Annotated in this window: 1 protein-coding gene; it reads right to left on the bottom strand. The window is 44.4% G+C overall.

The window, feature by feature from the left end; genetic code table 11:
• Nucleotides 1-399 (bottom strand): prealbumin-like fold domain-containing protein (locus ADM50_RS01955; RefSeq protein ID WP_049484349.1); only part of this gene is annotated, 399 nt, incomplete at both ends.

Here is a 399-nt window from a genome sequence, read left to right as displayed (position 1 = left end):
ATCTTGATTTGAGCACCTGCGATTTCTTCTCCACCAAGGCTAACCTTACTGAAGGTAATCTTACGTGGGCTATCGTCATCTTTATCAGTGACTTTAATAGTTGAACCGTCAGTTACAACTGTATTGTCCTCGCCTTTAGCATCCTTAGTACCAACATTGGTCACTTTAACTGTTCCATCATAGTTAACTTGGAAAGTGATGTCCGTTACTTTGAGGTATCCAGTAGGGGCTGCTTCCTCATGGAAGGTGTAAGTACCTGGGGCCAAGCTCAATTCTTTAGACTTACCAGCTTCTGAAGTCCAGCTTTCTACGGCTGTGCCTTCTGCCTTATCGCCTTTGTAGATCTTAATCTCTGCACCTGCGATTTCTGTTCCACCAAGGCTAACCTTGCTGAAGGTA

This window comes from Streptococcus oralis (assembly GCF_001075675.1).
Taxonomy (GTDB): domain Bacteria; phylum Bacillota; class Bacilli; order Lactobacillales; family Streptococcaceae; genus Streptococcus; species Streptococcus oralis_V.
This window is presented reverse-complemented; position numbering and strand designations above follow the sequence as displayed.